A 26,849-nucleotide genomic window follows, 5' to 3' on the forward strand; every position below is an offset into this window, starting at 1 on the left:
TCATGTTCGGCAGGCTCAAGGACTGGAGGCGCGTCGCGACCCGCTATGATCGATGCCCGAAGGTGTTCCTCTCAGCAATCGCCCTCGCTGCTCTCGTTATCTACTGGTTATGAATCCTGACCCTAGGGACTACGTCGCAACGGGCTACTTCTTGCCCTTGTCTCCGCCGTTCTTGCCGCCGCCTTTGCCGCCACCCTTACCGTCGCCGCCTTTGCCGCCACCGCCTTTACCGTCGCCGCCCTTGCCGCCACCGCCTTTGCCATCGCCGCCCTTGCCGCCACCTTTTCCACCGCCCTTACCAGGACCATCACCGCCCTTGCCAGGGCCGTCACCGCCGTCACCAGGACCATCACCGCCATCACCGGGGCCATCGCCGCCATCACCGGGGCCGTCACCGCCACCTGTGTCACCGCCTCCTGCCGAACCACCTCCGCCGCCGTTGCCCGGACCGTCAGACGATCTGTCTTGGCCTTGGTTGGATGCAATCTGCACGCTCGCCGTGGGCAAATCGGTCAGCAACGTGGCCAATCCCGGGCATTGCGCGCCTGTTACGCTGAGGGTGGTTTCGAAATCGGACCGCCTCTGCAGACGCTCCAGAAAGCTCGGCGTAACCTGCGCGCAATCGCACAAACCCGCGTAATCTCCGGCATTGGCGAGATCACGCGCTGTTTTCCAGTTGCAGGTTTCAGGCGCGGCTGCTGCGCTTCCGACCATGAACACCCCGACAAACGGCGCAATCGCAAGCGCGCCAAGTTTTTGCTTTGTACTCTTTACCATTTCAGCACCTCCTGACGAAAAAACACCCGACCGCGTCAGGTTGTTCATTCACGAGTTGGCGATCTTCCGTGAAGTCGATCTGAAGGGTTTCTGAGGATTTCTTCAGAACCCAACGCGGGGTCCAAAGCCAAACCTATAGACAGGACGCAACCAAACTGTTTATTGAACATATGTTCATTAACCCGCGAGGAGGCCCATCATGAACCTGTCCGACACCGCAGCCATCATCACCGGCGGCGCGTCCGGTTTGGGCGAAGCCACCGCCCGGCACTTTGCCGCGCAAGGCGCTCAGGTCACGCTGCTGGATCGCGATGCCGACCGAGGCGCGAAGGTCGCCGCCGAGATCGGAGGATACTTCGTAGAAACCGACGTGACCCAAGAAGCCTCGGTCGCAGCAGCGGTCAGGCTCGCCACGGAGAAAATGGGCAAGATCACCGCCGCCGTGAATTGCGCCGGTATTGCGGATGGTATCAAAACCGTCGGGCGCGACGGCCCGCATCCTTTGGACGCGTTCCAGCGTACCATCGACATCAATCTGGTGGGCAGTTTCAATGTCGCCCGTCTGGCCGCGGCCCAAATGGCCTTGAATGACCCCGATGCAGACGGGGCCCGTGGTGTCATCATCAACACCGCTTCAATCGCGGCGTTTGACGGGCAAAAGGGTCAGGCGGCCTACGCGGCCTCAAAAGGCGGCGTCGTCGGCATGACCCTACCCATGGCGCGCGATTTGGCCTCAACCGGTATCCGAGTGATGACCATCGCACCCGGCATCTTCATGACGCCCATGCTGGCCGGTCTGCCGGAAGAAGTGCAAGCCCAATTGGCTGCCGACGTTCCGAACCCACCCCGCTTGGGGGACCCGAAGGAATACGGACGCCTCGCCGGGTTTATTGTCGAGATGGGCTACCTGAACGGAGAGGTCATCCGCATCGACGGAGCTCTGAGAATGCGCTAACCCTAAGGACATGAGCGAGCGACAGAAAATGGCGGCAGGTGCGTGGTACACCTGCCTCGATCCGGAACTGGAAGACTTGCGCCAGACCGCCCGTCGCGCCGTTTACGCCCACAACACATGTCAACCCGATGATCGCGGCCCTATTGCGCCTGAGCTGCGCGCGCTTTTCGCCGAAACCGGGCACATGTGCTTCATCGAAGCCCCGTTTCATTGCGCCTATGGATTCAACCTCTCTCTGGGCGATCGTGTCTATTTTAATGCGGGCTGTACCATATTGGATACCGCGCCAGTCAGGATCGGTAGCGACACAATGCTGGGCCCTAACGTCCAGATCTACTGCGCCGAACACGCCAAGGACCCCGCCCTGCGCGCAGACGGTCTTGAAATCGCGCATCCGGTCACGATCGGAGAGAATGTTTGGATTGGCGGCGGCGCTATAATCCTGCCTGGTGTCTCAATCGGTGACCGGGCCATTATCGGCGCGGGCAGTGTCGTGACCAAACCGGTCGCACCCGATGAAACGGTCGTTGGCAACCCCGCACGCCCGATCCGGGGACGCGCATAAGACGACCTTGAAAGTCTGAGGAAACTTAGCTTCGGGTCTTTTGCTACCCGCCTTCGGCCTTTTCCTCCAACATCAGCCACTCTTCCTCGGCGGCCGACAGTTTCTCCTGCCTTTCGACCAGCGCTTCGGTGGCTTTTTGGAACTTGACCGGCTCGCGCGTGAACAAATCGGGGTCTGCCATCAGCTCTTCCAACTTGGCAATCTCGGCCTCCAACCGCGCAATCTCGGCCGGGAGCTTCTCTAGCCGGTGCTTTTCCGAGAAGGACAGGCCTGATTTCGGCTTGGCTTCCTGCTTCACCTTTGGCTTGGGAGCTTTTGTTTTCTCATCTTTCTTAGGGGCAAGATCACCTCGCTGAGCGATATAATCCGACCACCCGCCCGCATAGACGGTCGCGCGGCCATTGCCCTCCATCGCGATGGTTGTGGTGGCCACACGGTCCAGAAAGTCCCGGTCGTGGCTGACCAGCAGAACCGTGCCGTCATAGTCGTCCAACAGCTCTTGCAGCAGGTCCAGAGTTTCTACATCCAGATCGTTGGTCGGTTCGTCCAGCACCAGTAGATTCGACGGTTTCGCCATCAGCTTCGCCAACAGCAAACGCGCTTTTTCCCCGCCGGACAGGGACTTAACAGCCGCTCTTGCCTGCCGTTCATCGAACAGAAACTCTTTGAGGTAACCCACAACATGCTTGGGCTGCCCGCCAACCATGACCTGGTCGGCCTTGCCCGACACGCGCATCTCGGGGTCGCCGGTCAGGCTGTCCCACAGGCTCATCTCAGGGTCCAACTGCGCGCGGGTCTGGTCGAACACCGCGATTTCGAGATTGGTACCCAACGTCACGGAGCCTTCATCCGTGGCCTCCTGCCCCAGCAGCATCTTCAACAGAGTGGTTTTGCCCACGCCGTTCGGCCCAACAAAGGCAACCCGATCGCCGCGCTGCGCCAATAGATCAAAGCCGCGCACGATCTGCTTGTCGCCATAGGCTTTCGACAGAGCTTTGGCTTCGATCACCTTGCGCCCGGACTTTGGCCCGGCCTCAAGCGACATTGCCGCCGAGCCTTGACGTTTGATCTGCGCCGCTTTTTCAGCCCTCAAGGCCTGCAACGCGCGCACCCGCCCTTGGTTGCGTTTGCGTCGCGCGCTGATCCCTTCGACCGCCCATTTCGCCTCGGACTTGATCAGGCGATTCAATTTGTGACGCTGCTGATCTTCCTCTTCCCAGACCTTGTCGCGCCATGCCTCGAACACCTCAAACCCCTGCTCCTGCCGCCGCACCATGCCGCGATCAATCCACAGGGTCGCGCGGGTCAACGCCCGCAAGAACGCGCGGTCGTGTGAGATCAGCACATAGGCGGCCCGCGTCGCGCCCAATTCGCGCTCCAGCCAAGCGATGGCTTCGATGTCCAGATGGTTGGTAGGCTCGTCCAGCAACATCAGGTCCGGCGCTTCGGCCATCAGCTTGGCCAAAGCGGCCCGCCGCCGTTCCCCGCCCGAGGCGGTCTCAACGGGGCGTGAGGGATCGAATTTCAGCCCCTCTCCCGCACGCTCGACCTTGTACAGCTCGCCCGGTTCCAACCCGCTTGAGGCATAGTCGCCCAGCGTCGCGAACCCCTCCATCCCCGGGTCCTGCTCCATATAGCCAACGGATTTGCCCGGAGGCACAACGATCTCGCCCTGATCCGCCTCAACCAGCCCCGCCATCACCTTCATCAAGGTGGATTTACCCGAGCCATTGCGCCCCACCAGCGCAACGCGATCACCCGGCTGGACCACCAGATCCAAACCGGAAAACACCGGATCACCCCCGAACGTCAGGGAAATGCCGGACATCTGCAACAAAGGAATTCTCGCCATGCCCGCCAGCTAAACCGGCCAGCCTGATGCGTCAACGCCCCGGCTTCACCTTTTCAAAAATACTCAATTCACCCGGCCACCGCCCGCAGCAACCGTTTGCGGGCTGGGGGAATCGCCCCGATCTCTAACCCGGTGAACACGTGCAACGTGTTCATATGCCGGTCCACCACCGCGTGATCGCTGACCCAGCCACCCATCATCAGATAGGTGCGCAGCAATGGCGGCATCCGCAGCATCGCTTTCTTGACGTCCGGCCTGCGCCGCAGCTTGGACGCAAACCGAAACACATCCGGCGCCTTCACCCGCGGCAGCCAGCGTTTCGGGGCCAAATGACGGTGTTTGAGCATCGCGAACGCGTCCAGATACTCGGCCGTCTCGGTCCCTGCGAATGAGGAGCACCCAAACAGCATCTGGATCCCGTTCCGGTCCACATAGGCCGTCATCGCGCCCCATGCGACGCGCAGGATGTCCGGGTCTGTCCGGTCGGGGTGGATACAAAACCGCCCCATCTCGACCATGCGGCCCGAGAACCCTTCGAGGCTGGACAGATCATAAAACTGCGCCGAGTAGCTACGCCCGATCTCAGCGCCGCTATCCATAGTCAGCATGCGGAAACAACATACCAGAGCGCCCTCGTCCTGCAGGTCTTCGACCAGAACATGGGCGCAAACGGGATCGAACGCGTCCGCATCCAATGCGCCGGTGCCAAACGCCCGCGTTCGGAGCGCCTGCGCCGCCGCCAGATCTTCGTCACTCTGCGCCAGACGCGCCCGAAAGCGCCCTTTGCTCAACAACACAGCCATGACCGCATCCTCCGCCCTTGCCGACCGGAATTCAACCTTGTGGCTCTGCTAGCACAGCAGATGTGACTGCCTTGTGAAGGCGACGCGACAATCCTGTGACTCAGTTCGAAGCGCCCGGAATGTTGGCTGGGCTGAAGTTGCCGATATTACCCAGCAACTGACGCAGGAAGCCGTTGTTCTGGACACTGGATTCGGTCACGCGCCGTTCAAGGGTCACGACGACACCGTCTTCAAGGCCGAACTTCTCGATATTGCTGACGACGCCGCGCTGGTCAAAACTGATGGCAACCAACTCGCGCGAGACGACCTCGGGCCGTTTGGGACCATAAAAGCGCACGCGAGAGGCGACGTAGTAATAGCCCGAATCTTGCACAACGCCGGAAATACCGGGCGCGCCGATCGCTTCGGCCACGGTGTCGCGGGTATCGACGCCCACTTTGATCTCGGCCAGATCTTCGGCAGGCGGAATATAGCCGTGATTCTTGAAGGTCGGCGTACAGGCCGCAATCGCAGCCAGACAGGCAATTAAGACGAGCGATTTCGCTGCTCGTTTCACCTTGTTTGCACCCATCACCATATACACCCTCTTGCCTTGATCCGTAACGGCCCCTATCCGCTTACAGAAACCGATGCCCCGGTTCAACACAGGAAAGGGTCACGAATGAGCAACAAGACATCTCTGCGGGTGGCCGACCTGCCCCAAAACACGCCAACATCTTTTGAGTTGCGCCCAAACGCGACGGAACTGGACGCCATCAAAGCCGAGCTTGACCTGCTGGGTCTGCGCAAGCTCAGCTTTGTCGGCAAGGTTGAGGCCGAAGGGAAAAAGGATTGGATTCTGACCGCCAAACTGGGCGCAACTGTTGTGCAACCCTGCGTCGTGACGCTGGAGCCGGTGACCACACGCATCGACGTCCCCGTCACTCGCACCTTCCTGGCCGAATGGGCGGACCCAGAAGATGAAGAGTTCGAAATACCCGAAGGTGACGAAACCGAGGCCTTGGGCACTGAGATTGACCCCACCCAGGTGATGATCGAGGCGCTGTCACTGGCCCTCCCCCTTTATCCTCGCAAGGAGGGTGCGGAACTGGAGAAGGCCGACTATACAGAGCCGGGTAAACAGGCGATGACGGACGAAGATGCCAAACCCTTCGCCGGGCTGGCAGGTTTGCGCGATGCGCTGAAAAAAGACGAGTGACAGGGCAGAGATTTCCTGTCATAGCAAGCGGTCAGAAAAATCGCTTGAACATGTCGAGAATCGCAGTATTTTCGCGCGCTCATCGGATTTAGGGTTGGACAACGTGGGGCATGTACCCTAAACGCGCGTCAAACCACGATAAACGAAATATGAAACCCGGTCGGCGGCGATTCTGCTGACCCTCAGTAGACAAAGGTTGAGACCATGGCCGTCCAACAGAACAAAGTTTCCAAGTCGCGTCGCAACAACCGCCGCGCACACGACGCTCTGGTTGCTGCAAACCCGAACGAATGCCCGAACTGCGGCGAGCTGAAGCGCCCGCATCACGTTTGCGCATCCTGCGGCCACTATGACGACCGTGAAGTCGTCGCTCAGGCCGACGAAATCGACCTGGACGAAGACGCAGCCTAAGCCTGATCGAGCGCAAGCCTTCGCATGACGGAACAACCCACGCACGCCGGACGGATCATCATTTCCGTTGATGCAATGGGGGGGGACGATGGTCCTGTAACCGTTGTTGCTGGTTTGGCGCAATCGGCGAAGAAGAACCCCGATATCGGGTTTCTGCTGCACGGTCCGGAAGACAAGCTGCGCAAGCTCGTAGCGAAACGGCGCGTCCTTGATGGGCGCGTCGATTTTCGTGATTGTCCTGACGTCGTGACGATGGAGGACAAGCCAAGCCAGGTTGTGCGCAACGGCAAACAGACCTCGATGTGGTCCACGCTTGAGGCCGTGCGTCAGGGTGATGCCCATGGTGCGGTCTCCTGTGGCAACACCGGCGCGCTAATGGCGTTGTCGATGATGCGTCTGCGCAAACTGCCCGGTGTCAACCGCCCGGCGATTGCGATTCTGTGGCCCTCGCGCAACCCTCAGGGGTTCAACGTGATGTTGGATGTCGGTGCCGATGTGCGCGCCGACGCCAAGGATCTGCTACAATATGCGCTGATGGGCGCCTCTTACGCGCGCAACGGCATGGCACTGCAGCGCCCTCGTATCGGGCTTCTGAATGTCGGCACCGAGGAACATAAAGGTCGGGCAGAGCTGAAAGAAGCGCATGCTATGATCACCGACTTCGCCGAATCCGCGAATTTCGATTTCGTGGGCTTTGTCGAAGGCAGCGATATTCCCGGCGACAAGGCAGATGTCATTGTCACCGATGGGTTTACCGGCAATGTCGCGATCAAGACCGGCGAAGGCACGGCCAGCCTGATCGGCGATCTTCTGCGCGAAGCCTTCAAATACACACCCCTCTCACGGCTTGCATCGGTGCTGGCGATCACGTCGCTGAATCGTCTGAAAAAGCGCATCGATCCGCGCCGCGTGAACGGGGGCGTTTTCCTGGGGCTAAATGGAACCGTGGTGAAATCCCACGGCGGCGCGGACGCGACCGGAGTGTCAGCCGCAGTCAAGCTGGCCTTTACACTGGCCCAATCAGGTTTTGCCGAAAAATTGGCAGCACGGGTTGCATCAACGGCCCAGCTTGCACAAGATGCCGCGCATGCCGCGCCGCAGGCGGAAAAATAACAAAAAGGCAGTACCTCAAACATGGCAGGCCGTTCAGTCGTTGTAGGTGTCGGACATTATTTGCCCGAACGTGTTGTCCCGAATTCCGAGTTTGAACAGACTTTGGATACGACGGATGAATGGATCCGAACCCGGTCGGGCATCGAACGCCGCCACTTTGCTGCCGAAGGTGAAACTACCTCGGATTTGGCGACCAATGCCGCAAAAGCCGCCCTTGCAGACGCGGGGTTAGAGGCGGACGACATTGACGCCATCGTTCTTGCGACCTCGACCGCTGATCTGACCTTTCCTTCTGCAGCAACGATGGTTCAGGCCCGCCTTGGCATGACCCGCGGCTTTGCCTTCGATGTGCAGGCCGTCTGCGCCGGATTCGTTTTCGCGCTGAGCAATGCAAACGCGCTGATCCTCTCGGGTCAGGCCAAACGCGTTCTGGTGATCGGGGCCGAGACATTCTCGCGAATCATGGACTGGACCGACCGCTCGACCTGCGTGTTGTTCGGCGACGGCGCAGGTGCCCTGATCCTTGAGGAACAAGACAGCGCCGGTACTTCAAACGATCGGGGCATTCTGGCAACAGATCTGAACTCGGACGGGCGGTATCAGGAATTGCTGTACGTGGACGGTGGCGTGTCAACGCAATCAACCGGTCACTTGCGCATGCAAGGCAATCAGGTCTTCCGCCATGCCGTTGAAAAGCTTGCCAAAACTGCCAACACCGCGCTGGATCGCGCCGGGCTTGCGGCCTCGGACGTGGATTGGATCGTGCCGCATCAGGCCAATATCCGCATCATTCAGGGCACAGCCAAAAAGATGGGCCTGCCGATGGAGAATGTCGTGGTCACCGTACAGGATCACGGTAACACCTCGGCCGCGTCGATCCCTCTGGCCCTGTCGGTTGGCAAACAGCGCGGGCAAATCAAGCAAGGCGATCTGATCGTAACCGAAGCCATCGGCGGCGGGCTGGCTTGGGGCGCGGTTGTTCTGCGCTGGTAACCGGCGCAATTCAGCTTACGCCCCCACCTGCAATTCATTGATATTGACAGTGAATTTGCCCCCGCCCTATGCTTTGACAGCAACAGGGGAAAAGGTATGAGCGACAAAACACTGACCCGAATGGATCTAAGCGAAGCCGTCTTTCGTGAAGTTGGCCTATCACGCAACGAAAGCGCGCAGCTGGTGGAAAGCGTTCTGAACCACATGTCCGACGCGCTGGTGCGCGGTGAGCAGGTGAAGATTTCCTCATTCGGCACGTTCAGCGTTCGGGACAAAACCGCTCGTATCGGTCGCAACCCCAAAACCGGCGAAGAGGTTCCCATTCAACCCCGCCGCGTGCTGACTTTCCGTCCGTCGCACCTGATGAAGGATCGCGTCGCCGCCGGGAATCGCAAGTAACCGTAGGACCTCGCGGACATGAGCAAATCTCCCGACGCATTTCGCACCATAAGTGAAGTTGCGGATTGGCTCGGAGTACAAGCCCATGTCCTGCGCTTTTGGGAAAGCCGGTTTAGCCAGGTCAAGCCTGTGAAACGGGCCGGAGGGCGTAGGTACTACCGCCCTAATGACATGCGTCTGCTGGGCGGTATCAAAAAGCTGCTGCACGAGGATGGGATCACCATCAAGGGCGTACAGCGAATTTTGCGCGAACAGGGCGTTGCCCATGTCGCCGCGCTCTCGCCGTCTCTGGACGAGCCTGCGGTCGAGGAAACGGACAGCACCGTTGTCCCCTTTTCCGCCAAACCTGCCCCTCAGACCGAACAAATCCCGATGGACCTCGACGCACCGCAAGAGGCTGAGGCACCAGAGGAAAGCGCCGAACCAGCCGAGTTGGATGCCGCGCCTTTGGTTGGAGGCATCGCTTCACTGGCATGGAACAGGTCCGAATTCGACGATGAGCTACTCAGCCGTATCGCGCCCTTGGCCAAGGATTTGCGCGCATGGTTGAACCGGGTGGAAACACGGGCGGCAGGATAGAAAAAAGGCAATGTTTTCCTCTTGCCCCTGCCGGGAAAACCGTTATGAACACTCCAACGTCGGGCTATGGCGCAGCCTGGTAGCGCGTCCGTCTGGGGGACGGAAGGTCGCAGGTTCGAGTCCTGCTAGCCCGACCAAATCACACCGACGTTTATGGCAGACAGGCCAGATCCCGCTCTGGCATCAGGGGGGATCGAAATGACAGGTGTATGCCCAAACCAGCAGATCGAAGCGATGATCACACGCGGCGAGATCAGTGCCAGCCCGGATGTGATCCCGGCGCAGGTGCAACCCGCCAGCCTTGATCTTCGTTTGGGAACAGTGGCTTACCGCGTCCGCGCCTCGTTCTTGGCGGGCGAAGGGCGATCGGTCGCCGACCGTCTGGCCGAGTTCGAAATGCACCGGATCGATATCACTGACGGGGCCGTGTTGGAGAAAGGCTGCGTCTATCTCGTGCCGTTGATGGAATCACTCGCCCTACCAGCCGAGACCAGCGCGGTGGCGAATGCCAAAAGCTCAACCGGGCGATTGGACCTGCTGACGCGAACAATCACCGATGGCGGCACCGAGTTCGACCGGGTGCCCGCAGGCTACACCGGCCCGCTTTACGCTGAAATCTGCCCGCGCTCCTTCTCGGTACTTGTACGGCCCGGCATGCGGCTGAACCAGATTCGCTTCCGCCAGGGTCAGGCCGTTCTGACCGATGCGGAATTGACCGCCCTGCACACCGAATCCCCGCTGGTCGATGGGCCTGCCGTTATTCAGGACGGTTTGGGCTTTTCCGTTGACCTGCAATTGCCTGATACCGATCTGGTCGGCTACCGCGCAAAACCGCATACCGGCGTGATTGATCTGGACCGGATCGGCGCATACGACCCGCAGGACTATTGGGAAGAGGTGCGCACGAGCGATGGCTGCATCATCCTCGATCCCGGCGCGTTCTATATCCTCGTCAGCCGGGAGGCGGTGCATATCCCACCCATGTACGCGGCAGAAATGGCCCCCTATCTGGCCATGGTCGGTGAGTTCCGTGTTCACTATGCGGGCTTCTTCGACCCCGGCTTTGGCCACGCGGCCGCAGGGGGTGCTGGATCGCGCGGTGTCCTTGAGGTTCGCTGCCACGAAGCCCCGTTCGTGCTGGAACACGGTCAGGTCGTAGGGCGCTTGGTCTATGAGAAGATGTCCGAAATGCCCACGCAGCTATATGGCGCGGGCATTGCCTCGAACTATCAGGGACAGGGACTGAAACTGTCCAAACACTTCAAGGCGGCTACCTAAAACCGCATGAACCGCCGCATCTGACGGGTCATCTGCTTGGCCTGTTTTATACTCTGCGACTGGGCCGGCCCCGGTTTCCCTTTTGGATGGCTATCGTCCGCATCCGACGAACCGCCCATACGGCTGGCCATATTAAACCCCTTGTCGATGCCTTTGTTGACAAGTCGGCGCATGACCTGGCGAACGATCATGTCGATGATCCGATTTGCATTCATTGCTCAACTCCGTTTCCTGCGCCTCAACATAGGGTATCTATGCGGCGACAAAAGGGCTGTTTGATCACTCTTCCTCGAAGAGTTCGGTCTGATCTTCGTCAACTTCGTCCTCGCGCCCCTCACCCATTGGGATAGCACCCGGGGGTGGGCGGTTTTCCAACAATCCAGCGGCGCGCAATTCCTTGAGGCCCGGCAGGTCGCGGGCGTTTTCCAGCCCGAAATGATCCAAAAACTCGGGTGTGACGACAAAGGTCACCGGGCGGCCCGGCGTCATGCGGCGGCGGCCCAGCCGGATCCACTCCATCTCTAGCAATTGGTCGATTGTCCCACGTGAGACGGAGACCCCGCGAATCTCTTCGATCTCGGCCCGCGTGCAGGGCTGGTGATAGGCCACGATGGCCAGCGTTTCGATCGCCGCACGGCTCAGCTTGCGGGTCTCAACCGTCTCTTTCTGCATCAGAAAGCCAAGGTCAGGGGCAGTCCGGATCGCCCATGCCTCTCCCACCTTGACCACGCGTACACCGCGGCCCTCATAACGTTTCTGAAGCAACTCAACGGCTTGCGCGGCATTGCTACCATGCGGCATCCGCGCCTCAAGATCGGCATTCGTAACCGGTGCGGCGCTGGCAAACAGCACCGCCTCGACCATCCGCTCCTGCTCGGCCAATGGGGGCGCTTCGAACAGGGTGCCGGTTTCTTCGGGGGCGTCAGTCACGGGTCTCGGTCCTCTTGCGCAGATGGATCGGGGCAAAACTGTCGCTTTGCTTGATCTCCATATGTCCTTCTTTCACCAGCTCCAGCGAGGCTGCAAAGGTTGCCGCCGTGGCCGAGCGTCGCCGCACCGGATCACCGTCCCATCCGTCGGGCAGATAGGTCTCCATATCGGTCCAGGCACCGGCAAACCCGATCAGAGGGCGCATACGTTCCAGCGCCTGCTCCATCGTGAACACCGAGTCGCGGTCCATCACAAAGGGGCGGAATTCATCGCGGGTGCGGATGCGCGCGTAGCCCTGCATCAGGTCCAACAACGTAGCCGAATAGGTAACAGTCCGTATGCGGGTGACGTCTTCGGCCTGCCCGCGCTTGAAGAAATCACGCCCTAGCTGGTCCCGCGCCATAAGCCGGGCGGCGGCATCGCGCATCGCCTGCAGTCGCTCAAGCTGAAACGCCAAGTGGGCTGCGAGTTCCTCGCCCGACGGTCCCTCGTCATCCGGGTCAGGCGGCAGCAGGAGGCGGGATTTGAGAAAGGCCAGCCAAGCGGCCATCACCAGATAGTCGGCGGCCAGTTCGATCCGCAGCGCGCGCGCCTTTTCGACAAAAGCCAGATATTGCTGCGCCAGCGCCAAAACCGAGATCTTGCGCAGGTCGACCTTTTGCGTCCGCGATAGGGTCAGGAGCACATCCAACGGGCCCTCGAACCCGTCGACGTCAACGATCAGCGCTTCGGCTGCCAGCCGGTCGGCGACCGAAACCGGATCTTCGCTGAAAAGATTATCGTTCATATACCTGCCCGCCCATTAGGGCAGATAGTTCAGCCTCAGTGGCCTCGATGTCAAGTTCGGCGGGCTTTTTGCGCATGGCCAAGGCCCGATCTGCGCGGGCCCGCGCCGCCTCGGTCATCTGGCCTGCGGCCTGAAGCACATCACGACGCTCGGCGAAGCTGCCGTTGCAGTGCAATACGACATCGCAGCCCGCCTGCAAGGCCTGTACCGCGCGCTCGGGCACCGACCCGCTGAGTGCCTTCATGGTGATATCGTCGGTCATGACTAGCCCGTCAAAGCCGATCACCTCGCGGATGACCTTTATCATCGGGGCCGAGATCGTGGCCGGAGTCGGATCGATCTGTTCGAACACCAGATGAGCGGTCATCGCCATCGGCAGGTCGTTCAGAGCCTTGAACGGGGCGAAATCGGTCTGCGTCAGCTCTTCGAGCGTCAGGTCGACGCGCGGCAGGTCGAAATGTGTGTCCAGCGTGGCCCGACCGTGACCGGGCATGTGCTTAACGACGGGCAATACGCCGCCATCCAGATGCCCCTGCGCAACGGCCCGCCCCAGTTGAGCGATGCTATCTGCATCACTGCCGTAGCAGCGGTTACGTAGAAAGGCGTGGGTTTCCGGGCGCGCGACATCCACCATCGGCGCGCAGTTGCTGTCGATCCCGAGCTCAAAGAGCTCATGCGCAATCAGGCGATAGCGCAGGTACATGGCGTGTTCGGCCTGCTCTCCGGCCCGTTCGGCGTGATCGAGCGGCGGCATCCATTCGCGCGCCAGAGGGGCGCGCAGACGTTGAACACGGCCTCCCTCCTGATCAATCGTGATAGGGCAATTCCGCCCGACGGCCTCGCGAAAGTCATCGCACAAGGCGCGGACCTGATCGGCGCTTTCGATGTTGCGGGCAAACAGGATGAACCCAAACGGGTTCATCTCGCGGAACAGGGCCCTTTCGTCATCGGTTAGCCGCAGCGATTCTGCGTCAGAAATCGCGGCTCCGAACGTCACCTGACGGCCACCGGGATACAGTCGGCCCCTTGCGCAACGAGCGCCGCGCAGAACTGGCGCGAGTCGCTCAGGTCATCAAAGCCAAGCACACGCAACCGGTAGAAGGTGCGACCGCCGCTTGAGGTTTTCTGGATAACGCGCTGTTTTCCATCCATATACTCACCGAACTGACCGTTCAGACGCGCCCATTCGGACTTGGCGACATCCGCGCTCTCAAAAGCGCCAAGCTGCGCCAGACGCGTGCCTTTGCTCAGCGTGTCAGGGTCTACATCCAACCCAACGGCGGATTTGACGGCCGCGTTGATCGCTGCCTCAGACGTATCGGTGACCACCGCGCGGCGGGCCGGACGGGTCTGCGGGCGCAATGAGCGGCGCACACCCGGAAGCTCGGCAATGGCCGGATCCGGCAGGGCCGCGGCGAAATCCGCCGGGTCAATCGCCGGCTCTTCCTCGGGCGTCACCAGAGACGCCAGCTGCACGCCATCCTCAGATTGTTCATCATTGGCACGAGCTGCCTCGCCTGCGAGTTCGGCGACCAGAGCGTCCACTGCGTTCTGCCGCAGGGCCGCGGCCTCTTCGTTCGAGATCGGCTCTTCGACGACATGGACAGCTTTAGTGGGCTTCAATTCACCAGCGGGCAGGTCCTCATCCGTCAGTGAGACCGGACGCGGGGCCAGGATCAGGCGATCCGCAGGGGCCGCAGCCGAGCCTTCGGCAGCAACCGCATTCACGGCCAGACCCTGATGATCTGCGGGGCGTCCGCCCGGATTTTCGGGCTGAATGCGCATCGGGCCTTCGGCGGCGCGGACAACAGGCACGCCGCTGACATCGCGCATCACCAGCTTGTAGCTCCAAATTCCGATCCCGGCGACCAGCGCCAGAGAGGCGACCGCCCCCAGCACGTTCATCGCCTTGCCGACGCCAAAACCGCTGCGCGGCGCGGCATGGTCGGCCATCTCGTCGGGGTAATCATACCCATCATCGGCATAGGATTGATTCGGGTAATGCATCTGCCCGGGGCTTTGATGCCCCGAGTAATCGTAACTCGTCATGTCCGCCTCACCGCCCGATTGCGCCTGAAATTAAGGCGCGCGGGTCATTTCTTGTCTGCCTCAGACCGGCGGTTCGGGCGGTATTGGTTACCGCATCTCCTGCGCCGGAGTAACGCCAAGAATACCCAAGCCTGCTGAAATCACAACAGAAACGGCACGAGCCAAGGCGATTTTCGACTGGCTTGTGGCAACATCGCCATCCTGGATGAAACGCAACTGAGTTTCTTCGTTGCCCTTATTCCACAGAGCGTGAAAATCCCCTGCCAATTCATATAGATAGAACGCGACGCGGTGTGGCTCGTTGGTGCGGGCCGCGATCTCAATCAAGCGTGGCCATTCGGCCAGTTTCTTGGCCACAGCCAGCTCAGAGGTATGGTCGATCTTGCCCAGATCCGCGCCCACAAGGGTCGCATCGTCGGCAGCAATCCCGGCCTCGGCCGCGCGGCGCAGCACGCTCATGACGCGGGCATGGGCGTATTGCACGTAGAACACGGGGTTCTCACGGCTTTGCTCCAGCACCTTGTCGAAATCGAAATCCAACGGCGCGTCGTTCTTGCGGGTCAGCATTACGAAACGGGTCACATCCGGGCCCACCTGATCGACCACATCGCGCAGGGTGACAAAGTTCCCGGCCCGCTTGGACATCTTGAACGGCTCGCCATTTTTCCACAGTTTCACCAGCTGGGTGAGCTTGATATCCAGCGGCACCTTGCCGTCAGACAGCGCCGAAACAGCTGCCTTCATCCGTTTGACATAGCCACCATGATCCGCGCCAAACACGTCAATCAGCGCGTCAAAACCACGGCTGACCTTATCATAGTGATAGGCGATATCCGGGGCGAAATAGGTCCAGGCACCATCCGATTTCTTGACCGGGCGGTCGACGTCATCGCCATGTTCGGTCGATTTGAACAGGGTCTGCTCGCGCGGTTCCCAATCCTCGGGCTTTTTGCCTTTGGGCGGCTCCAGTACGCCTTCATAGATCAGGCCCTTGTCGGTCAGCGACTGCAGCGCAGCCTCGATCCGGCCCGTTCCGTAGAGGGATTTCTCCGAGAAGAACACATCCATCTCAACGCCCAGCGCCTTCAGGTCGGCGCGGATCAGGTCCATCATCGCGTCGGTGGCGAAGTTGCGCAGATCTTCCAGCCATTCGTTCTCGGGCTTGTCGATCAGGCTGTCGCCATATTTCTCTTTCAGCGCCTCGCCGATCGGGATCAGGTAGTCACCGGGATAGAGACCCTCGGCAATCTCGGGGCTCAGACCATTGGCTTCGCGGTAGCGTTCATAGGCCGAGCGCGCCAACACATCCACCTGCGCGCCACCGTCGTTGATGTAATACTCACGCGTCACGTCATGACCCGAATAGGCCAGCAAACTCGCCAGAGCATCCCCGAACACCGCGCCCCGCGTGTGGCCCACATGCAGCGGCCCGGTCGGGTTGGCTGAGACATATTCCACGTTGACCTTCTGCCCCTGCCCCATGGTCGAACGGCCATAGTCCGTGCCCATCTCCAACACGCGTGCCAGAACACCCTGCCAGACCGTTGCGGCCAGACGCAAGTTCAGGAACCCCGGCCCCGCAACCTCGGCGCTGGTGATCCGGTCGTCGGCAGCCAGCTTGACCGCCAAAGCGTCCGCAATGTCGCGCGGCTTCATCTTCGCGGGCTTCGCCAGCACCATCGCCGCATTAGTCGCCATATCGCCATGCGCGGCATCGCGCGGCGGCTCGACCGCGACGTTGTCAAAGCTCAACCCCTCGGGCAGCGCGCCTTCGGACTGCATCTGCGCCAACGCGTCCAGTACAAGACCGCGGATCTCGGAAAACAGGTTCATTTCGGATGTCCTTTTGCTTGCCCGGCGGTTTACCACGCAAAGCGTCAAGGTCAATGGAAGGCATCGGTTTGGGCTTGGATTGTCCACGAACACAGCTAATTTGGGCAGGATTGCAAAACCGGAGACGACCCATGCGCCTAGTCCTGCCCCTTGTTCTTGCCCTAGCGACACCCGTATGGGCCGAGATGCCTGCGCCCAAGGGCCACGTTCTGCTGACATTGGGCGGCGCGGTCTCTGAGACCAACCTGCCAGCACGCGGCGAGAATGACGGCGGTCTGCTTGGGTATCTGGAGGTCACGCATAACGGAGCTGCCGGTTTCGACACCGCGATGCTGGACTCGCTTGATCAGACCGAAATCACAATCCCCTACGGCCCCGAAGGCGACAAACGCGAGATCACGTTCTCTGGCCCTCTTCTGTCGGCCGTGATGTCAATGGCCGGAGCCGAAGGGAAAACCGCCAATCCCATGGCACTGGACGGGTATCAGGCCGAGATTCCTTGGAGCAGTATTGAGGCCCACAATCCGATCGTCGCGACCCATGCGGATGGCAGCCCAATGGGCATCGGTGGCTACGGCCCAACCATGATCGTGTTCCCTCCAACCGACGACGCTGATCTGGCGGCGGAACAGGCCGGTCAACAGGTTTGGGCGCTGGCCTATATAGGGATCGAATAGCTACTTGCCTGTCAGGCGCTTGTGATCCTGCAGCGCAAACCGATCGGTCATGCCCGCTATGTAGTCTGAAACGATCCGTGCCAGCGCGGTCTCATCCTGCGCCGCTTCGATATCATCGTGCCAGCGAGTCGGCATCTGCTTGGGATCATTCAGGTAGATCGGGAACAGGTCTTCGACCACACGAGCCACTTTTTCCCGAACCTCCATCACCCTGGGGGCGCGATACATCCGAGCAAACAGGAAGGCACGGATTTCCTTGAGTTGCGCCCAAAGCCCGTCAGAAAACTGAATGACCGGAGCACCATAGTGCCGGATATCCTCAACCGACTGCGCACCCGATCCAGCTATAAGCTCCAGCGAGGTATCAATCACATCCGAGACCATGACACCAAAAACCCGTCGCAAAGCCTCATGCCGGCGGCGATACGGGTCAAGTCCGGGATAGGCGCGATCAACAGCCGCATAGCACTCTCCAACAATCGGGAGTTGCTGGATTTCATCGTCAGAGAACAAGTTGGCCCGAAGCCCATCCAGCAGATCGTGGTTGTTATAAGCAATATCGTCCGACAGGGCCGCCACCTGCGCCTCGGCGCTGGCGTGGGTGTGCAGTTCCAGATCAAATCCGCCGTTGCATTCGGCCAGAGCCCAAGGCAGCTCTCCGGTCACCGGTCCGTTGTGCTTTGCGATCCCTTCCAGACATTCCCAAGTCAGATTGCAGCCGTCGAACTCGGCATAGTGGCGCTCCAGCTTGGTGACGATGCGGATGGCCTGCGCGTTGTGGTCAAAACCACCATAGGGCGCCATCAACGCATGCAGCGCATCCTCACCCGTGTGACCAAAAGGCGTGTGACCCAAGTCATGCGCAAGCGCGATGGCCTCGGTTAGTTCCGGGTTCAGGTCTAACGCACCCGCAATGGTCCGCGCAACTTGAGCCACCTCGATCGAATGCGTCAGGCGGGTGCGGTAGCTATCGCCTTCATGTTCGACAAAAACCTGCGTCTTGTGCTTAAGCCGCCGGAACGCGCTGGCATGAATGATGCGATCCCGATCACGCTGAAAGCATGACCGGAAACTGCTTTCCTCCTCAGGCACCAACCGCCCCCGTGCGCGGCCTGGATCCGAGGCAAAACCCGCTCTATCCAAAAGTCTGGTCCTTGTCGCCTGTCGATAGGTTTCATATATTGTACGTTGGTTGGGAAATAAACCTTTGGAGTCCGGCATGAATCTGCCTCCGACAGTCACAGAACGCGCGTTTGAACGCCTCGCTGAAATCGGTGCCGCCAATCAGGGTCAGGCCCTGCGTGTCGCCGTTGAAGGCGGCGGATGTTCCGGTTTTCAATACGAAATCGCGTTGGACGAACCGAAACAGGACGACCTTGTGCTGGAAGGCAAAGGCCAAAAGGTGATTGTCGACTCGATCTCCCTGCCATTTCTGGAAAATGCAGTCATTGATTTTACCCAGGAGCTTATCGGCGCGCGGTTCGTGATCGAAAACCCCAACGCGACGTCCTCCTGCGGATGCGGCACATCGTTTTCCATGTAAACCACATGGGGGCTTTGCCCCCACACCCCCAAGGTATTTTCAGCCAGATGAAGCAGGGATCCACTCTCCGACCTGAACGCCGGAGAGCTTCATCTGGCGCAGTCATCGGCGCCTCCGCCTGTACCGCATCTCTTTGCTACGACAAAATTGGTTAAGGATCCGTTTCTTCATCTGGCCAAAAATACCTCGGAGCGCGAGGCAGAACCTCGCAACCCCTTCCACCACCTTGCCGCTGGGATCATTCTGGGCGATAGGTTGCAAACAGCCTCGGAGGATCGCGCATGAAAATCGCCACGTTCAACATCAATGGCATAAAAGCGCGGGCCGAAGCCTTGCCACGTTGGTTGGATGATGCTCAGCCGGATGTGGTTCTATTGCAGGAAATCAAATCCGTCGACGAGAACTTCCCCCGAGGAATCTTCGAAGACCGCGGGTACAATGTCGAAACACATGGTCAGAAGAGCTTCAACGGAGTCGCAATCCTCTCGAAGCTACCCTTGGAGGATGTAACGCGCGGCTTGCCCGGTGACGACGAGGATGAACAAGCGCGTTGGATCGAAGCAACGGTTGTTGGAAAGCAGGCGCTGCGGATCTGTGGCCTTTATCTACCGAACGGAAACCCAACGCCCGGGCCGAAATACTACTACAAACTGGCGTGGATGGAGCGTCTGTACGATCGCGCACGTGACCTTCTGGCCAGCGAAGAGCCTGCGTTGATGGCAGGCGACTACAACATCATTCCCCAAGCAGAAGATGCAAAACGCCCCGATGCATGGCGCGAGGACGCCTTGTTCCGACCCGAAAGCCGGGCCGCGTTCCGCAAGATCCTGAACCTTGGGTTCACTGAGGCGTTCCGTGCCCGCGTGCAAGGTGCAGGCCACTATTCCTTCTGGGACTATCAGGCCGGAGCGTGGAACAAGGATGACGGCATTCGCATCGACCATTTTCTACTGACCCCGCAGGCCGCAGATTTGATGCGGGACTGTCAGATCGACAAAGAAGTGCGTGGGCACGAAAAACCCTCGGACCACGTGCCGGTTTGGGTCGATTTGGACATCTGAGATCAGACGGTCGGGTCGTAGCTGTAAATCCAGTCGTATTTTCGCGTCAGGCGCGGACCAATCGCTGCCAGAACCGCTTGCGCGGCCAGACGCATCGGACCGCGCAGATGGAAGTTACGCGCGTTAGCGGATGCTGCAGCGACCACATGTTGCGCGCGGCGCTGGCGCGCGGATTCGTAGGCTGCAAGAGCCTGCCTCACGCCCGATTGGCTGTCGAAAGAGCGTGCCAGAACCCAGGCGTCCTCAAGCGCCAGACACGCCCCTTGCGCCATGAAGGGCAGTGTCGGATGGGCCGCATCGCCCAATAGGGCCAAGCGTCCGTTCTGCCATCTCTTGGCCACCGGACGCAGGAACAGGGCCCACAGATGCGTTTCCTCGACCTTTGAAAGAATATCCCTCACCGGCCCGCCAAAATCCGCAAACCGCGCGCGCAGATCATCGGGATCGCCCTCTACGCGCCAGCCTTCCCGCTGCCAGTCCGAACGTTCTTCAATCGCGACGATGTTCATAAGGCGCTGGTCGCGCAGCGGATAGGTGACCACATGGCGCCCCGGCCCCATAGTCAGTGAGGCTTGCGGCCTTTCAACTCTATCTTCCCAAGGCACCGTGGCGCGCCAGGCGATCTGGTGTGTAAAGGCAGGAGCCTCGGGGCCATTCAGGATCGGGCGAAGGGCACTGCGGCCTCCATCTGCTGCAATGACACATTCGGCGCGCAGGCGCTGTCCATCATCCAGCAAAATCTCGGCCTCGGACGGGTGTTTGTGAACAGTCTGCACGCGCGCACGAAGGCGTATGTCGACACCTGCGTCCTCTGATGCCTGTCGCAACAGCTCCAGCAAATCGGCGCGGTGATAGTAGAATGTCGGGCCCGCCGCCGGGGCTGGAATACGACTGATCACCCGGCCCTTGCGATAGTCGCGCAGAATAGTTCCGTAAGAAAGTTGCGCGACTTCAGGCTGATCCCCCGCAACCCCCAAGGCGCGAAGCACGCACATCCCGTTGGCGCTGATTTGAAGGCCTGCTCCAACCTCGGTCAGCGCTGGGGCCTGCTCTAGCACGGTCACCTGCGCCCCGCACTGGCGCAGGGCCAACGCCGCCGCAAGGCCGCCAATGCCGCCGCCAACCACGCAAAACTTCAAACCATTGATCTTCATGGCCTTGCCTTAACGCAAAAACGCCGGAGCGACAGGCCCCGGCGTTTGAATTATTCACTTCATCAGGACGATCAATCGTCGCGATGGACCTTTTCGCGACGCTCATGCCGTTCCTGGGCCTCAAGCGTCATGGTCGCGATCGGGCGCGCATCCAGACGCTTCAGCGAGATCGGGTCGCCTGTTTTTTCGCAATACCCGTATTCGCCTTCGTCGATGCGGCGCAGGGCCGAGTCGATCTTCGCCACCAGTTTGCGCTGACGATCCCGTGTGCGCAGTTCAAGCGCGCGGTCGGTTTCCTCACTGGCGCGGTCGGCGACGTCCGGAATGTTGCGGGTGTTGTCCTGCAGCCCTTCGATCGTGTCGCGACTGCCTGCGAGTAGTTCTGTCTTCCAGTCCAGCAGCTTGCGGCGAAAATACTCAAGCTGCAGATCATTCATGAAAGGCTCATCTTCGGCCGGACGGTAATCTTCCGGCAGAAAAACTTCCTGCTTCATATTTGCTCCCTCGGTATGGCCTGTAACGTCGGTCACGGTTGTTTCACCAGACATTTGGCTCTCCCTTCTGCGCAGCGTTTAGCCGACGGGCACTGGAATGTCACTACACAAACGTAGAACGCACGCCCCGTCGCAAGCCTTCATCTAAATATGAGACTTAAAACAACAAATCCTTGTTTTTCTGTGAAAATCGACAGGCAATTTCAGGGCATTGTTCAACCCTCGGAAAAAGCACCTGCCTGCGAATCATGCAAAGCGATTGGACTCGCTGGTAAATTTGAGTCACCGACGCAGCGGCCCGGCTTGTCAAATTCCCCAACGCTCTGTAACCCGGACACCACAGTTTCGCCGGAAACAGCAAGAGGACCCGATGACCGCACGTTTTCAAGGCACAGCCGAATATGTCGCCACCGATGATCTGACCATCGCCGTGAACGCCGCCGTCACGCTGGAACGCCCCTTGCTGGTCAAAGGGGAACCCGGCACTGGCAAGACCGAGTTGGCAAAACAGGTCGCCGGCGCGTTGGGTCTGCGCATGATTGAGTGGAACGTGAAATCCACCACGCGCGCGCAGCAGGGCCTTTACGAATACGACGCCGTCAGCCGGTTGCGGGACAGCCAGCTGGGCGAAGAGCGTGTGCATGACGTCTCGAACTACATCCGCAAGGGCAAGCTCTGGCAGGCGTTTGAGGCCGACGAAAAGGTCGTGCTGCTGATTGATGAGATCGACAAGGCGGATATCGAGTTTCCCAATGACCTGCTGCAGGAACTCGACAAGATGGAGTTCCACGTCTACGAGACCGGCGAGACGATCAAGGCCAAGAACCGCCCGATCGTGATCATCACCTCGAACAACGAAAAAGAGCTGCCCGACGCCTTCCTGCGCCGTTGCTTCTTTCACTATATCCGCTTCCCGGATGAGGCCACGATGCGCCGCATTGTCGAAGTCCATCATCCTGGTATCAAGGACGCGCTGCTGACCACCGCGCTCACGCAATTCTACGAAATTCGCGACACCCAGGGCCTCAAGAAGAAACCCTCAACCTCCGAGGTTCTGGACTGGTTGAAATTGCTGCTGGCCGAGGATCTGAGTGCCGAAGACCTCAAACGCGACGGGGCTAACGCGCTTCCTAAACTGCACGGCGCGCTGCTGAAAAATGAACAAGACGTGCATTTGTTTGAGCGATTGGCCTTCATGGCACGCAGTCGACGTTGAACAGGATGTGAGCGCGGCTTGCTTCTTGGCGGTCCGGGTGTCAGCATCCCAGAAACCATAAAAGCAGGACGCATCGCTTGGCCAAAGACCTCAAAATCCGCCCACTGACCGCCGAGGACAAGGCCCAATGGGCTGAAATGTGGCGTGACTATCTTGCGTTCTATGAAACCACCCTGCCCGACACGATCTACGAGACGACATTCGAACGTCTGCTGGGCGATGACTCGCAGGATTTCTCGGGCTTTGTTGCAGAACAGGACGGCAAGCTGGTCGGATTGACGCATTTCCTGTTTCACCGTCATGGGTGGAAAGTCGAAAATGTCTGTTATCTCCAAGACCTGTTCGCCCGCCCCGAGGCGCGTGGAACCGGCGTCGGGCGCGCCCTGATTCAGGCGGTCTATGATGAGGCTGATCGCCAAGGCGCTCCGTCAGTCTATTGGCTAACGCAGGATTTCAATCACACCGCGCGCCAACTCTATGATCGGATTGGCACCCAAACGCCGTTCATAAAGTACGATCGCGCATGAAGCGGTTTGTTGCCTTCGTTGCAGTGTTGGCGATGTCGGGCTGTTCCACAATCGAACGGATCGAATTGCCGGACAACGTCAAGGTCGTTGAGCAATCCCTGCCTCCCACCAAGTCGTTCTCGGCGTCGCGGCCAACGCCCCCTGCGCGGTCCAATACGAACATTGCCGCCGATTTCCTGGACCTGCATTTTGCGCTGGAAAGCGGTGTGGAACTACCGGTTTTCACTCGGTTCGAAACGCCCGTCACCGTGCGCCTGACCGGTACGCCCACGGCCAGTATGCAGCGCGACCTGACCAGCCTGTTGAACCGCATTCGGCGCGAAGCCAGGATCGACATTCGGCAAATTCCCGAAGGTCCGGCCAACATCACCATTGAGGCCGTCACTCAGCGCGATATTCAACGCATCCTGCCCAATGCAGCCTGTTTCGTTGTGCCCAATTCGTCGAGCCTCGAGGAATACCGCCGCGACCGCCGCAAGCCCAAAAGCAGCTGGACCGAGTTGCAACGGCGCGAGCGTCTGGGCATTTTCATCCCTGCAGATGTCAGTCCGCAGGAAATTCGCGATTGTCTACATGAGGAACTGGCGCAGGCGCTGGGGCCGCTCAACGACCTTTATCATCTGCCCGACTCCGTGTTCAACGATGACAATATCCACACCGTTCTGACCGGGTTCGATATGTTGATCCTGCGGGCGGCCTACTCTCCTGAACTGCGCTCGGGGATGTCCCGTGAACAGGTCGAGGCCGTAATCCCCGGCCTGCTCAGCCGCCTCAACCCGCGCGGCGACCGGCTGCCGGTGCAACCGTTGACCGAAACCCCGCGCGAATGGGTCGACGCGATCAATAAAGCCCTCGGTCCCGGTCCCGGTTCCCCCCGCCAACTGCGCGCCGCGAAACGCGCGGCCGAGATCGGACGGCAACAGGGCTGGACCGACCACCGCCGTGCCTATCCGCACTACCTGATGGGCCGCATGATCCAGTTTCGCGACCCCGCCGCCGCCTTGCAGAACTACCAGATCGCGCTGCAATTCCTGAACACCTCCCCCGGAACCGAGGTTCACCGCGCTCATGTCACGGCCCAAACCGCCTCTTTTGCGCTGGCACAGGACAAAGGGCCTGAGATTCTGCCTGATCTGAACGCAGCAATTGATGTGATAACACGGGCGGAGAATGCCTCACTTCTGGCGACGTTGCTGCTGTTGAAATCCGAGGCTCTAAAACAAGCCGGACAGGAGCAGCAGGCACGTGCGGTCAGGCTGGACAGTATCGGATGGGCGCGATACGGGTTTGGCTCGGATCTGGTGGCCCGGTCTCTGGCAGAGGGCGACGCTGGAACGTCGAGAAACAATACAGGCGGATGACAGACGAATGCTCGTAGTAGTGGGAATGGCTGTTTTGGGTGCGATCCTAGGCGTAATGGCCGCGCGCAAGCGCAACGGCAACCGGGCCGACATGGCGCAATACGCGGCCGGTTACGGCATCGCCTTCGCGCTTTTGGGCTTGATCCTGTCACTGATCCTGGTCCGGTTCGTGGTGTAACCGATGTTCCTGCCCTTTTTCGAAAACCTCAGAAAAGCAGGTATTCCGGTCTCTCTGCGGGAATATCTGACCTTTCTGGAGGGGATGAAAAAGGGCCTGGCCACCTATGATGTCGAGGCGTTCTACTATCTCGCCCGTGTCTCGATGGTGAAGGACGAGCGCAATATCGACAAGTTCGACCGCGCTTTTGCCGCCAGTTTTGAGGGGCTGGGTGAGATCAGTTTTGATCAGGTGCTGGAGGCGGTCGACATCCCCGCGGACTGGCTGGCCAAGATGGCAGAAAAACACCTGTCAGACGAGGAAAAGGCCGAGATCGAAGCCCTTGGTGGCTTTGACAAACTGATGGACACTTTGCGCGAACGTCTGAAAGAACAGCAAGGCCGTCATCAGGGGGGGAACAAGTGGATCGGCACGGCAGGGACCTCTCCGTTCGGGGCCTATGGCTACAACCCCGAAGGCGTGCGGATCGGCCAGAAGGAAAGTCGCCACCAGCGCGCGGTGAAGGTCTGGGACAAGCGCGAATTCAAGAACTTGGACGACACTGTTGAACTGGGCACGCGCAACATCAAGGTCGCCTTGAAGCGTCTGCGCCGCTGGGCTCGCGAGGGCGCGGCAGAGGAACTGGACCTGGACGGCACAATCCGCGCCACTGCCGAACACGGCTATCTCGACGTCAAAACCCGGCCCGAGCGGCACAACGCGGTCAAGGTCCTGCTGTTTCTGGACGTCGGCGGTTCCATGGACCCGCATATCAAGGTGGTTGAAGAGCTGTTCTCGGCCGCGCGGACCGAGTTCAAGCATCTAGAATATTACTACTTCCACAATTGCCTCTATGAAGGCGTCTGGCGCGACAATCACCGCCGTTGGGACCAACAGATCCCAACCCACGAGGTGCTGCGCACCTATGGCGGCGACTACAAATGCATCTTCGTCGGCGACGCCTCGATGAGCCCCTACGAGATCGCCTATCCCGGCGGCGCCAACGAGCACTGGAACCAAGAAGCAGGCCAAGTCTGGCTGCAGCGCGCGCGCGAGCAGTGGACGTCAAACCTGTGGATCAACCCGGTGCCCGAGAAATACTGGGGCTATACCCACTCCATCGGCATGATCCAGGAGATTTTCGAGGACCGCATGGTGCCCATGACGCTAGCCGGGCTGGAACAGGGCATGCGAGAGCTGACGCGCTAGCCTACGTGCCCTTCTGAACCCGCTCAGGTCTTGTATGCGATTTGGCTGACATAGGACATGTAGCCAAAGAATGTGTTGCGCGACACGCGGTCACGCGCCTCTGTCTTCAACGCCTCCGCTGTGGCGGGCTGCAATGTACCCTCTTCGACCATACGGTCCGCCCCGCGGTCTATGACGGTCAGGAAATAGGCCGCTTCTCCTTCAGCAACATAGCCATGCCCCTTGCGTGCGCCTAGAGAGAAGCCGTTTTCGCTAAGCAGCCCTGTAATCTGGCGCATGATCCACAAATTGGTGACGTTCTGATTGATCATGAAGCGCACAAGCTCATCCAGCGGATCGTAGTCGGCAATCCGGGCCGTTGCCGTGCTGTAGTCACCGTCGCAGATCGCCAGCACTCCGCCGGGCTTCAGAAGCCGGTACGCTTCTGTCAACACAGTTTCGGGGCCCGGAACGTGGCACAGCAATGTGTGCATCAGAACAAGGTCATATTCTCCGCTGGGCAACTTCGTGTGCCTTGCATCACCTACCATGAAGCTTAGGTTGGGTTGGCCCGCAAAATGCGCGTTAGCTCTGGCGACCATAACCGGAGAGGGTTCCACCCCCAGTGCCGTCGCAGCACCGGCGATCGCAATCAGATCCTTAGTGACATGCCCTGTGCCGGACCCCAGTTCGATGGCCGAGGCATTCTTGGGCAATTCGAGATCCGCAAGATACGCTTGTCGCATGGCGACTTGCGCGGGGTCCTGACAGCGACTTTCCATCGCGTCAGCTATACGGTTCTGTAAGTCTTCATCCTGAGATGCGAGATCGGCATAAGGGTCGGACACAACACACACTCCAGTTTAACGCAATGAATTGTACCTCGAATCAGGAAAAAACTCATCCCGCGAATCCTGATCTCTTGCTGGTGAGGCTGGCCGTTGCTTGC

The 26,849-nt window shown here is 59.8% G+C and carries 31 protein-coding genes, 1 tRNA gene and 1 pseudogene; 19 read left to right on the forward strand and 14 right to left on the reverse strand.

The window, feature by feature from the left end; genetic code table 11:
- Window positions 1–113, forward strand: a pseudogene (locus tag J7394_RS13950) (IS5/IS1182 family transposase); the annotation flags it as partial.
- Window positions 114–144: 31 nt separating this feature from the next.
- Here the strand turns inward: J7394_RS13950 and J7394_RS13955 are convergent.
- A complete protein-coding gene (locus J7394_RS13955; RefSeq protein WP_209253847.1) occupies window positions 145–777 on the reverse strand; it encodes a hypothetical protein in 633 nt (210 codons plus the stop codon).
- A 199-nt stretch (window positions 778–976) separates the two neighbouring features.
- Here J7394_RS13955 and J7394_RS13960 point away from each other — a divergent pair, with 199 nt between their 5' ends.
- Together J7394_RS13960 and J7394_RS13965 are read left to right on the forward strand one after the other, a co-directional pair.
- The gene (locus J7394_RS13960) at window positions 977–1,732 is read left to right on the forward strand and encodes a 3-hydroxyacyl-CoA dehydrogenase (protein ID WP_209253848.1); all 756 of its coding nucleotides are present in this window, start codon (window positions 977–979) and stop codon (window positions 1,730–1,732) included.
- A 10-nt stretch (window positions 1,733–1,742) separates the two neighbouring features.
- Window positions 1,743–2,297, forward strand: coding sequence for a sugar O-acetyltransferase (locus J7394_RS13965; protein WP_209253849.1), 555 nt, complete (start codon window positions 1,743–1,745; stop codon window positions 2,295–2,297).
- A 43-nt stretch (window positions 2,298–2,340) separates the two neighbouring features.
- On the opposite strand, the gene J7394_RS13970 is transcribed toward J7394_RS13965, so the two are convergent.
- From J7394_RS13970 to J7394_RS13980, 3 genes are all read right to left on the reverse strand, one after another.
- Window positions 2,341–4,149 carry an ABC-F family ATP-binding cassette domain-containing protein gene (locus tag J7394_RS13970; RefSeq protein ID WP_247748228.1) on the reverse strand — a complete coding sequence of 603 codons (1,809 nt, stop codon included), beginning with the start codon at window positions 4,147–4,149 and terminating at the stop codon, window positions 2,341–2,343.
- Window positions 4,150–4,217: 68 nt separating this feature from the next.
- Entirely contained in the window at window positions 4,218–4,952 is a 735-nt protein-coding gene (locus J7394_RS13975) for a GNAT family N-acetyltransferase (RefSeq protein WP_209253850.1), read from the reverse strand.
- Between the two features lie 100 nt (window positions 4,953–5,052).
- Entirely contained in the window at window positions 5,053–5,529 is a 477-nt protein-coding gene (locus J7394_RS13980; RefSeq protein WP_209253851.1) for an outer membrane protein assembly factor BamE, read from the reverse strand.
- Between the two features lie 84 nt (window positions 5,530–5,613).
- Between J7394_RS13980 and J7394_RS13985 the strand changes: the two genes are divergently transcribed.
- The 8 genes from J7394_RS13985 to J7394_RS14020 all read left to right on the forward strand — a co-directional run bounded on the left by J7394_RS13985 (window position 5,614) and on the right by J7394_RS14020 (window position 10,923).
- Window positions 5,614–6,150 (forward strand): DUF177 domain-containing protein, encoded by a 537-nt coding sequence (locus J7394_RS13985; RefSeq protein WP_209253852.1) that lies wholly within the window; start codon window positions 5,614–5,616, stop codon window positions 6,148–6,150.
- A 204-nt stretch (window positions 6,151–6,354) separates the two neighbouring features.
- Entirely contained in the window at window positions 6,355–6,561 is a 207-nt protein-coding gene (gene rpmF, locus J7394_RS13990) for a 50S ribosomal protein L32 (RefSeq protein ID WP_008756996.1), read from the forward strand.
- Between the two features lie 24 nt (window positions 6,562–6,585).
- The gene (gene plsX / locus J7394_RS13995; protein WP_209253853.1) at window positions 6,586–7,674 is read left to right on the forward strand and encodes a phosphate acyltransferase PlsX; all 1,089 of its coding nucleotides are present in this window, start codon (window positions 6,586–6,588) and stop codon (window positions 7,672–7,674) included.
- 21 nt (window positions 7,675–7,695) lie between these two features.
- Window positions 7,696–8,667, forward strand: a complete 972-nt coding sequence (locus tag J7394_RS14000) for a beta-ketoacyl-ACP synthase III (RefSeq protein WP_209253854.1) — start codon at window positions 7,696–7,698, stop codon at window positions 8,665–8,667.
- Between the two features lie 96 nt (window positions 8,668–8,763).
- The gene (ihfA, locus tag J7394_RS14005; RefSeq protein WP_037316145.1) at window positions 8,764–9,066 is read left to right on the forward strand and encodes an integration host factor subunit alpha; all 303 of its coding nucleotides are present in this window, start codon (window positions 8,764–8,766) and stop codon (window positions 9,064–9,066) included.
- Between the two features lie 18 nt (window positions 9,067–9,084).
- Window positions 9,085–9,645, forward strand: coding sequence for a MerR family transcriptional regulator (locus J7394_RS14010; RefSeq protein WP_209253855.1), 561 nt, complete (start codon window positions 9,085–9,087; stop codon window positions 9,643–9,645).
- A gap of 60 nt (window positions 9,646–9,705) precedes the next feature.
- Window positions 9,706–9,782 (forward strand) — tRNA-Pro (locus J7394_RS14015).
- Between the two features lie 61 nt (window positions 9,783–9,843).
- On the forward strand, window positions 9,844–10,923 hold the full coding sequence (locus tag J7394_RS14020) for a 2'-deoxycytidine 5'-triphosphate deaminase (RefSeq protein WP_209253856.1): 1,080 nt from the start codon (window positions 9,844–9,846) through the stop codon (window positions 10,921–10,923).
- On the opposite strand, the gene J7394_RS14025 is transcribed toward J7394_RS14020, so the two are convergent.
- From J7394_RS14025 to argS, 6 genes are all read right to left on the reverse strand, one after another.
- Window positions 10,920–11,138: a hypothetical protein gene (locus tag J7394_RS14025; protein ID WP_209253857.1), complete on the reverse strand. Its 219-nt coding sequence runs from the start codon at window positions 11,136–11,138 to the stop codon at window positions 10,920–10,922. The two genes, J7394_RS14020 and J7394_RS14025, sit on opposite strands and share 4 nt — an antisense overlap.
- A gap of 64 nt (window positions 11,139–11,202) precedes the next feature.
- A complete protein-coding gene (gene scpB, locus J7394_RS14030; RefSeq protein WP_209253858.1) occupies window positions 11,203–11,853 on the reverse strand; it encodes an SMC-Scp complex subunit ScpB in 651 nt (216 codons plus the stop codon).
- Window positions 11,846–12,640 (reverse strand): ScpA family protein, encoded by a 795-nt coding sequence (locus J7394_RS14035; RefSeq protein WP_209253859.1) that lies wholly within the window; start codon window positions 12,638–12,640, stop codon window positions 11,846–11,848. The genes scpB and J7394_RS14035 overlap by 8 nt, the downstream gene beginning before the upstream one ends.
- Window positions 12,630–13,637 carry a beta-N-acetylhexosaminidase gene (gene nagZ / locus J7394_RS14040; protein WP_209253860.1) on the reverse strand — a complete coding sequence of 336 codons (1,008 nt, stop codon included), beginning with the start codon at window positions 13,635–13,637 and terminating at the stop codon, window positions 12,630–12,632. Before nagZ ends, J7394_RS14035 begins: the two co-directional genes overlap by 11 nt.
- Window positions 13,634–14,689, reverse strand: a complete 1,056-nt coding sequence (locus J7394_RS14045) for an SPOR domain-containing protein (protein WP_209253861.1) — start codon at window positions 14,687–14,689, stop codon at window positions 13,634–13,636. The genes nagZ and J7394_RS14045 overlap by 4 nt, the downstream gene beginning before the upstream one ends.
- 87 nt (window positions 14,690–14,776) lie before the next feature.
- Window positions 14,777–16,522 carry an arginine--tRNA ligase gene (argS, locus tag J7394_RS14050; protein ID WP_209253862.1) on the reverse strand — a complete coding sequence of 582 codons (1,746 nt, stop codon included), beginning with the start codon at window positions 16,520–16,522 and terminating at the stop codon, window positions 14,777–14,779.
- A 131-nt stretch (window positions 16,523–16,653) separates the two neighbouring features.
- On the opposite strand from argS, the gene J7394_RS14055 reads away from it, so the two are divergent.
- Window positions 16,654–17,199 (forward strand): hypothetical protein, encoded by a 546-nt coding sequence (locus J7394_RS14055; RefSeq protein ID WP_209253863.1) that lies wholly within the window; start codon window positions 16,654–16,656, stop codon window positions 17,197–17,199.
- On the opposite strand, the gene J7394_RS14060 is transcribed toward J7394_RS14055, so the two are convergent.
- Window positions 17,200–18,342, reverse strand: a complete 1,143-nt coding sequence (locus tag J7394_RS14060) for a deoxyguanosinetriphosphate triphosphohydrolase (RefSeq protein ID WP_209253864.1) — start codon at window positions 18,340–18,342, stop codon at window positions 17,200–17,202. It lies immediately after the preceding gene.
- A 76-nt stretch (window positions 18,343–18,418) separates the two neighbouring features.
- Between J7394_RS14060 and J7394_RS14065 the strand changes: the two genes are divergently transcribed.
- Together J7394_RS14065 and xth are read left to right on the forward strand one after the other, a co-directional pair.
- Complete coding sequence (locus tag J7394_RS14065; RefSeq protein ID WP_209253865.1) at window positions 18,419–18,742, forward strand: iron-sulfur cluster assembly accessory protein; 324 nt, start codon at window positions 18,419–18,421, stop codon at window positions 18,740–18,742.
- Window positions 18,743–19,023: 281 nt separating this feature from the next.
- Complete coding sequence (xth, locus tag J7394_RS14070; RefSeq protein ID WP_209253866.1) at window positions 19,024–19,803, forward strand: exodeoxyribonuclease III; 780 nt, start codon at window positions 19,024–19,026, stop codon at window positions 19,801–19,803.
- Window positions 19,804–19,805: 2 nt separating this feature from the next.
- On the opposite strand, the gene J7394_RS14075 is transcribed toward xth, so the two are convergent.
- Window positions 19,806–20,957: an FAD-dependent monooxygenase gene (locus J7394_RS14075; RefSeq protein WP_209253867.1), complete on the reverse strand. Its 1,152-nt coding sequence runs from the start codon at window positions 20,955–20,957 to the stop codon at window positions 19,806–19,808.
- Window positions 20,958–21,028: 71 nt separating this feature from the next.
- Window positions 21,029–21,451, reverse strand: a complete 423-nt coding sequence (gene dksA, locus J7394_RS14080; protein ID WP_170374347.1) for an RNA polymerase-binding protein DksA — start codon at window positions 21,449–21,451, stop codon at window positions 21,029–21,031.
- A 370-nt stretch (window positions 21,452–21,821) separates the two neighbouring features.
- On the opposite strand from dksA, the gene J7394_RS14085 reads away from it, so the two are divergent.
- The 5 genes from J7394_RS14085 (at window position 21,822) to J7394_RS14105 (ending at window position 25,921) form a co-directional block, all read left to right on the forward strand.
- Window positions 21,822–22,667 (forward strand): MoxR family ATPase, encoded by an 846-nt coding sequence (locus tag J7394_RS14085; RefSeq protein WP_170466382.1) that lies wholly within the window; start codon window positions 21,822–21,824, stop codon window positions 22,665–22,667.
- Between the two features lie 77 nt (window positions 22,668–22,744).
- Window positions 22,745–23,194 (forward strand): GNAT family N-acetyltransferase, encoded by a 450-nt coding sequence (locus J7394_RS14090; protein ID WP_209253868.1) that lies wholly within the window; start codon window positions 22,745–22,747, stop codon window positions 23,192–23,194.
- Entirely contained in the window at window positions 23,191–24,555 is a 1,365-nt protein-coding gene (locus tag J7394_RS14095) for a DUF2927 domain-containing protein (RefSeq protein WP_209253869.1), read from the forward strand. The genes J7394_RS14090 and J7394_RS14095 overlap by 4 nt, the downstream gene beginning before the upstream one ends.
- A 7-nt stretch (window positions 24,556–24,562) precedes the next feature.
- Window positions 24,563–24,733: a hypothetical protein gene (locus J7394_RS14100; RefSeq protein WP_209253870.1), complete on the forward strand. Its 171-nt coding sequence runs from the start codon at window positions 24,563–24,565 to the stop codon at window positions 24,731–24,733.
- Window positions 24,734–24,736: 3 nt separating this feature from the next.
- Window positions 24,737–25,921: a VWA domain-containing protein gene (locus J7394_RS14105; protein WP_209253871.1), complete on the forward strand. Its 1,185-nt coding sequence runs from the start codon at window positions 24,737–24,739 to the stop codon at window positions 25,919–25,921.
- Between the two features lie 23 nt (window positions 25,922–25,944).
- On the opposite strand, the gene J7394_RS14110 is transcribed toward J7394_RS14105, so the two are convergent.
- Window positions 25,945–26,748: a methyltransferase domain-containing protein gene (locus tag J7394_RS14110; protein ID WP_209253872.1), complete on the reverse strand. Its 804-nt coding sequence runs from the start codon at window positions 26,746–26,748 to the stop codon at window positions 25,945–25,947.
- Window positions 26,749–26,849 lie beyond the last annotated feature (101 nt).

Origin of the sequence: Ruegeria sp. R13_0 (assembly GCF_017743995.1) — a bacterium.
GTDB lineage: Bacteria > Pseudomonadota > Alphaproteobacteria > Rhodobacterales > Rhodobacteraceae > Ruegeria.

Coding starts and splice junctions, on each gene's coding strand:
- J7394_RS13955 (WP_209253847.1), bottom strand. CDS start 777: ATGGTAAAGAGTACAAAGCAAAAACTTGGCGCGCTTGCGATTGCGCCG.
- J7394_RS13960 (WP_209253848.1), top strand. CDS start 977: ATGAACCTGTCCGACACCGCAGCCATCATCACCGGCGGCGCGTCCGGT.
- J7394_RS13965 (WP_209253849.1), top strand. CDS start 1,743: ATGAGCGAGCGACAGAAAATGGCGGCAGGTGCGTGGTACACCTGCCTC.
- J7394_RS13970 (WP_247748228.1), bottom strand. CDS start 4,149: ATGGCGAGAATTCCTTTGTTGCAGATGTCCGGCATTTCCCTGACGTTC.
- J7394_RS13975 (WP_209253850.1), bottom strand. CDS start 4,952: ATGGCTGTGTTGTTGAGCAAAGGGCGCTTTCGGGCGCGTCTGGCGCAG.
- J7394_RS13980 (WP_209253851.1), bottom strand. CDS start 5,529: ATGGTGATGGGTGCAAACAAGGTGAAACGAGCAGCGAAATCGCTCGTC.
- J7394_RS13985 (WP_209253852.1), top strand. CDS start 5,614: ATGAGCAACAAGACATCTCTGCGGGTGGCCGACCTGCCCCAAAACACG.
- rpmF (WP_008756996.1), top strand. CDS start 6,355: ATGGCCGTCCAACAGAACAAAGTTTCCAAGTCGCGTCGCAACAACCGC.
- plsX (WP_209253853.1), top strand. CDS start 6,586: ATGACGGAACAACCCACGCACGCCGGACGGATCATCATTTCCGTTGAT.
- J7394_RS14000 (WP_209253854.1), top strand. CDS start 7,696: ATGGCAGGCCGTTCAGTCGTTGTAGGTGTCGGACATTATTTGCCCGAA.
- ihfA (WP_037316145.1), top strand. CDS start 8,764: ATGAGCGACAAAACACTGACCCGAATGGATCTAAGCGAAGCCGTCTTT.
- J7394_RS14010 (WP_209253855.1), top strand. CDS start 9,085: ATGAGCAAATCTCCCGACGCATTTCGCACCATAAGTGAAGTTGCGGAT.
- J7394_RS14020 (WP_209253856.1), top strand. CDS start 9,844: ATGACAGGTGTATGCCCAAACCAGCAGATCGAAGCGATGATCACACGC.
- J7394_RS14025 (WP_209253857.1), bottom strand. CDS start 11,138: ATGAATGCAAATCGGATCATCGACATGATCGTTCGCCAGGTCATGCGC.
- J7394_RS14035 (WP_209253859.1), bottom strand. CDS start 12,640: ATGAACGATAATCTTTTCAGCGAAGATCCGGTTTCGGTCGCCGACCGG.
- J7394_RS14045 (WP_209253861.1), bottom strand. CDS start 14,689: ATGACGAGTTACGATTACTCGGGGCATCAAAGCCCCGGGCAGATGCAT.
- argS (WP_209253862.1), bottom strand. CDS start 16,522: ATGAACCTGTTTTCCGAGATCCGCGGTCTTGTACTGGACGCGTTGGCG.
- J7394_RS14055 (WP_209253863.1), top strand. CDS start 16,654: ATGCGCCTAGTCCTGCCCCTTGTTCTTGCCCTAGCGACACCCGTATGG.
- J7394_RS14065 (WP_209253865.1), top strand. CDS start 18,419: ATGAATCTGCCTCCGACAGTCACAGAACGCGCGTTTGAACGCCTCGCT.
- xth (WP_209253866.1), top strand. CDS start 19,024: ATGAAAATCGCCACGTTCAACATCAATGGCATAAAAGCGCGGGCCGAA.
- J7394_RS14075 (WP_209253867.1), bottom strand. CDS start 20,957: ATGAAGATCAATGGTTTGAAGTTTTGCGTGGTTGGCGGCGGCATTGGC.
- dksA (WP_170374347.1), bottom strand. CDS start 21,451: ATGAAGCAGGAAGTTTTTCTGCCGGAAGATTACCGTCCGGCCGAAGAT.
- J7394_RS14085 (WP_170466382.1), top strand. CDS start 21,822: ATGACCGCACGTTTTCAAGGCACAGCCGAATATGTCGCCACCGATGAT.
- J7394_RS14095 (WP_209253869.1), top strand. CDS start 23,191: ATGAAGCGGTTTGTTGCCTTCGTTGCAGTGTTGGCGATGTCGGGCTGT.
- J7394_RS14100 (WP_209253870.1), top strand. CDS start 24,563: ATGCTCGTAGTAGTGGGAATGGCTGTTTTGGGTGCGATCCTAGGCGTA.
- J7394_RS14105 (WP_209253871.1), top strand. CDS start 24,737: ATGTTCCTGCCCTTTTTCGAAAACCTCAGAAAAGCAGGTATTCCGGTC.